This window comes from Neobacillus terrae, assembly GCF_011393025.1.
Classification (GTDB): domain Bacteria; phylum Bacillota; class Bacilli; order Bacillales; family Cytobacillaceae; genus Neobacillus_A; species Neobacillus_A terrae.
This window is the reverse complement of sequence record NZ_JAAOEO010000059.1, coordinates 1-5,436: the sequence shown is the minus strand read 5'-3', so window position 1 is coordinate 5,436 and position 5,436 is coordinate 1. Positions and strand designations below refer to the sequence as shown.

Here is a 5,436-nt window from a genome sequence, read left to right as displayed (position 1 = left end):
AGAATGTACTTTAAGTAACGGGTACTTTAGTTAAGGAAGGATTGCTGCTGCAATCCATTTTTCTTATTCAACTAAAGGGGCAGGATAGTAGAATAAGTATCTTAAATTAAGAAACGTCAATATATCGCCCTTAAAAGGGGGCGATTATTTTTTTCGGAAAAAATTAAAGCTAAATTGATAATTTTTCCGTCTAATATATGTAAGGTAGTTAAGGAGGTGGCTATCAATTGTTAGATTTAGTAAAGAAAGCTCAAAAAGGTAATGACAAAGCATTTTTAGCTTTATTTCAAGAATATGAACAAGATATTTATAGAATGGCTTTTGTTTATGTTAAAAATCAAGATGATGCACTTGATGTTGTTCAAGAAACAGCATATTTCTCATTTAAATCAATTAAAAGTTTAAAAGAACCTAAATATTGTAAAACTTGGTTGATAAAAATTGCGATTAGTTGTTCACTAAATTTGCTCCGAAAACATAAAAAGATAGTTCAATTTAAGCCTGAACTTGAGGGAGATATATCGGGCGATGTAAATGAAGACATTGATTTAGAAATGACGGTTCGTGATTTAATCGAACAGTTAAATGTAGATGAAAAAAGTGTCATTATTTTAAGGTTTTACGAAGAGTTAACCTTCAAGGAGATATCGGAAACACTTGATATACCATTAGGGACATCAAAGACGGTTTTATATAGAGCATTAGACAAACTCCGCAAAAAAATGGAAAGGAGATGGAGTTAATGAGCAATAAGATTAAACAAGAAATAAATAAAATTGAAATACCAAATGAACTTAGTCAAAGAAGTAAACTTGGTATATCTGAAGCAAAGAAAGAAATGAAAATAAATAATAAAAGATTTAAGGTAAAAGGAATAGCTGTTGCCGCTGCCATACTTATTTCTATTGGAACCCTCCTTTTTTTAAACAATAATTTTAATACAAATGATATGGTAAACAATCAAAAAAAAGTTGTTACAAAACATGGTGGAATTAAAATCCCTGCCATTCAACTACCAAAGGGAAATACGGCTGCTGATATGATTGGTTTAATTGTATATAACCGTAAGATTTATACTCAAACAAGAACAGAAATAGATGCAGAAAATGCAAAAGCAATTTTAGGTAAAAAACTAGGAAACACTAAAGGAAATATTGATGAATGGAGTAATCAAAAAGACTATGATAAAGAGTTTGCGTCAACAACAGGTATAGCAGATGTTTATTCCGTCAAAGGCTACGATAAAGACTTTAGGATTATGACTTATGGAGAACTAGATGGAAAGCCATATGCCCAGTTCTACGAGAACCTTAACGGAATAACAATCCATAATGGCAAAGATGTATTTGGTAAATTAAAAATGCTAGGTAACGTAACCAAGGCACAATATAGAACAGCCAATGATTGGGATAATAATATCCAAAATTATCACAGCATTATAGATATGAAAATAGTAAATGCTTTTGTTGAAGAATTGAATGGGACTAAACAATTTCTTCGAGGAGAAAATTCTGACCCAATAGCTAATCCAAAATCCAATGATAATTTTAGTGAACTAACCATTACCTTAAAAGATGGGTCTAAAGTCAGACTACTTCTTCTCAAAGGTGGCTATATCTATTATGGTTTTATGGGTGCATATTTTAAAATGGATGACAAAGTATTTTCTGAATTATGGAAGCGAATTCAGATTTATCCAAGTTTGTGAAGAAGTGTACTTAAACTATTGGGGGCGTTAGTTTAAGAAGGGTGGGCTGTTTTGGCAGCCCCTTTCGTAATTGATAATCTTCTAAGTTAAAATTAGCTTTAACCAGCCAGCATTCAAAATCATATCTCTAATATATCTAACCTTAATTTTAGTGGATTTCCCAGTATGAGCGCTACCATTACGATAAGTGATTAATTCATCGAGAAATTCATCAATGTTGGGAAGAACACCCATTTTTACTTTTTGAAGATGATATTTGATTTGACCCAAAGTTAAACTTTGATTTCTCTTTATCAATTTATGTGTCTTTAAGAGTTGATTTAACTCTGTTTCAATAACCTTTGAGTACTCAACCATTACCGGAGCAAAGTCAATTTCTCCTTCCTGATGAATTTGATATAAATATTCCCCGGTAGAAAGGAATTCCAAGCTATCAGAATTTAGTTTAGGAAACTCTTTTTTGAAATTTTCTTTGATCTTGTTATAATCTAAATCCGGATTTTTGTTAGCCTCTTTCATAGCTAATGCAACCTCATGCATTTGCCTCAAAATAGCTCTCCAATCCTCTTCACTCTCTAAAATGATTTCTTCCTTTTTTGTACAGCGGCTCTGTAGTTTAAGTAACTTCGAAGCCCATTCCCGCACCTCATTCATCTCATTTTTATGTGTGTCTTTTAGCTCTTTCAACTCGTTTAGAAGTGTCTCCATTTTTGTTTGTATATCTTCTTGAGCTGAACGATGTTCCATAAGTGCATCAATATTTTTATCCATCCTAATCAGTTCATCTTCGTATGGCCATTCTTGTAGCCCTAATTGAACAAAAGCTTTAGCCGATAAATAATCATTTAAAGCAATATAACAATTAATCGTTCCAACATATATCTTTCTTCTTCCCTGATCTTGATCCCAAGAAAAAGAAAATACACTATCGTTATTTCCATCTACAAACTCAAGATTATTATTTCCATCATCAATAAATGCCATAGACTTTTTATAGTGGATAAGTGCTTCTTCATACAATTGTTTCGAATAGAGAATCTCCGCTTTCACAAACAAACTTAGGTCATCTTTAGAGATGTATAGGGCCTTATTACAATACTTTAGAGCTTTTTCAAAATCCCCTAGCCTGTAAAATGCATAAGCAATATTGTGGAGATTGGTGTTTCTTGGGTTTACCGTTACCATTGGTTCTAGAATCTTAACAGCCTCCTCATACTCGTGCAGGCTTACGTAAACCATTCCTAAGTTAGATTTCAGAAGTTCATACAAATGCTCGTTTTGATTTTGGAAGGAAGCTGTTTGATTCCTATATATAGTTATTCCTTCTTCTACTATCCTTTTTGCTTCTTTCGGATTTTTTAAAGGACCACAACAGAATAGGGAATAATTGATACAAGTAGCCAAGTAAACAAGAGGTACACCTGAGAAATTATGAAGCATTTCCTGATATGTTTCATAGGTCTTCAGAGTTTTTCCCACTGCTAAATATGCATCAGCCATTAGTTTCCCAAAAGTAGGGTTCTTTTGTTTATATTTTTGATAGAGTTTTTCAATAGCAGGTACCGCTTTCTTTATAGATTCTTCGCCTCTCATTGCAGGTTGCTCCATCCATTTAAGGTAATAAATAGAATGATTTATTAGTTTGTCAACAGTTAATTCTAGAAAATATTCTATTGCCGAAGAAAACTCTCTCTGCAACACTAAAAGTGGAATAGCAAGAGACTTTGCTGATTGATTTGATGGCTTAATCTGCAAAGCTTTCCTTATATAATTAAGAGCTATTTCTATCTCACTTTGATCCAATTCTTCTGGATCTCCTGATTCAAAAGTCGCCTTTGCTAAATTAGTATAAGCACCAGATATATAGGGGTAAGAGGTATTTTCGGCCAATTCAATTACCTTTAAGAATTTTTCAATTGCCTCATTATACCTTTGCTTTGTTAAAAGTCGATCACCTTCCCAAAAAATATCAGTTATCACTTTCTCGTCATACTTTACAGCCATTTTGCACCACTATTCTTATTTATTTTTTTACTAAATAATATATCGGGTAGAAACTAAGTGTTCTGAATAAAATATTTATTATTTAATAAATTTACTTACGTTAAAAGGAGAACGGTGATGTGGGATAGTGCGTTCAATGACACAGTAATCCAATTTAAAAATATGTTTATATTTTTTTGGAACGTTGGCGTTAAAATATTGATTCCTACATTCTCTTTGTGATTTCAACAATATCAATAATTAGTTTTATTTATAAAGTAGTAAAAAACAAAAAAGTAAGTGATCTTTTTAAGATTGTTTCATCCCTACCTGAGTTTATAGTTGGAACAGGAATATTAACTGTAGGTGTTTCTTTTGGGATTTCATTAATTCTGGCTGCTGGAGGTCTTGTACTAGGGTCTTTTGAAGAGAAACCAGAGCAACAATATAGACAACAAATACCTGTGGAAGGTTATGAGAGTAATTTAAATGATTCAACTATTGATTTAGATGAGCATTTTGTACGTCCACATGAAAGAACGCTACCTAGTGGAGAAAAAATTTGGGTGGACGGAGATGGCGATACCTCTGTTGATAGAAGTATTGAACAAGGTGGAGGATGGTGGCAAAGGTAATCCGAGTAAGTAATTTATTTAATATTAGAGAAGAAGCCAATTGAAAACATTGATTCAATAACGATTGATGGCATTAGTGAAATTTAGGGCAGCTATAAGAAAGAGGGTAATGTTAGTTACTTACTTGTTAACTATATATCTACTTTAAATGTGTTAAGAATTCTGAGCTGTTTATTGACATCTCATTTTCTTGCTCCAAAAGGGGCAGGTTAGCTAGATTGTGAATTATTGTGCGCTTCATGGATGGCTATAGGGGGCGTTACTTGAAGAACGTAATTTCTTGGGCCTAAAATGGTCTTTTTTATTTTCATCGCTCACAGAACTCTTGTTCGTATATAATGATAATGAGGTGAGTTTTATGGCGATACGTGATCGCGGTAAACAGAAATGGCAGTTTGCGTTTGGGATGCCTGAATTAATCAAGGCACAACGTGAACTATGGATCGACCAGGAACGAATGAAAAAGCCAATCATTGATGAATACGAAAAGGAAGAGTTTGACCAACGTATATGTTATGCGATGGAGTATAACCTGTCCGTAAAGATAACTATATGGACTGAAGGCTTTACATCCGATATAACTGGTCACATACATTATCTAAACCCAATATTGCACCAGTTACATATTGAGCTGCAAGAAGGTGAGTTTCGCCGAATTGATTTCAATGATGTTATACAAGTGTCAGTTGTTGATTAAATATGGTTCAAATTTTAATCTGTATTCGTTGGATTCTTCAGCCACCCGCAAATTAGTTTTACCTGGGATCCGTACTTGTGGCTATTGTTATGCTATTGTGCACTAATAAAAGAGAACCATAGAGGATATAACCGATTACGGACATTAGGATTCGAAACAGCATCTGATATAGCCGAATTGTTGAGAAGGAGATAGAAAATAAAGAAACCTTGGCTGTGTCTGGAGTCCACGAAGACGACCAAGTTTATAAGGTAGTACAAAATGGCAGTATGAATTGAAAAAAATGGGGGCAAGAGTTCCCAATGAAGTTGCCAACCAAGGCAGCTTTTTTTCTTCTTCAACAAACGTGGCAGTTTAGTGAAAGAAGGACGTGGGCAATCTCTGTTGAATTTTTAAGTGAAAAATGTATGGGA

At 33.5% G+C, this 5,436-nt stretch carries 5 protein-coding genes; 4 read left to right on the top strand and 1 reads right to left on the bottom strand.

The features are described 5' to 3' along the window. Positions 1-227 precede the first annotated feature (227 nt). Together G8761_RS26470 and G8761_RS26885 are read left to right on the top strand one after the other, a co-directional pair. Positions 228-743: a sigma-70 family RNA polymerase sigma factor gene (locus G8761_RS26470; RefSeq protein ID WP_166030919.1), complete on the top strand. Its 516-nt coding sequence runs from the start codon at positions 228-230 to the stop codon at positions 741-743. After that, positions 743-1,708, top strand: a complete 966-nt coding sequence (locus G8761_RS26885) for a hypothetical protein (RefSeq protein ID WP_207789364.1) — start codon at positions 743-745, stop codon at positions 1,706-1,708. Before G8761_RS26470 ends, G8761_RS26885 begins: the two co-directional genes overlap by 1 nt. 81 nt (positions 1,709-1,789) lie before the next feature. Here G8761_RS26885 and G8761_RS26460 read toward each other — a convergent pair whose 3' ends face one another. Continuing rightward, positions 1,790-3,712, bottom strand: coding sequence for a tetratricopeptide repeat protein (locus G8761_RS26460; protein ID WP_166030918.1), 1,923 nt, complete (start codon positions 3,710-3,712; stop codon positions 1,790-1,792). Between the two features lie 218 nt (positions 3,713-3,930). Between G8761_RS26460 and G8761_RS26455 the strand changes: the two genes are divergently transcribed. Together G8761_RS26455 and G8761_RS26450 are read left to right on the top strand one after the other, a co-directional pair. Next, positions 3,931-4,326, top strand: a complete 396-nt coding sequence (locus G8761_RS26455; protein WP_166030916.1) for a hypothetical protein — start codon at positions 3,931-3,933, stop codon at positions 4,324-4,326. Positions 4,327-4,684: 358 nt separating this feature from the next. Then, positions 4,685-5,023, top strand: coding sequence for a YolD-like family protein (locus G8761_RS26450; RefSeq protein ID WP_166030917.1), 339 nt, complete (start codon positions 4,685-4,687; stop codon positions 5,021-5,023). Positions 5,024-5,436: the final 413 nt, after the last annotated feature.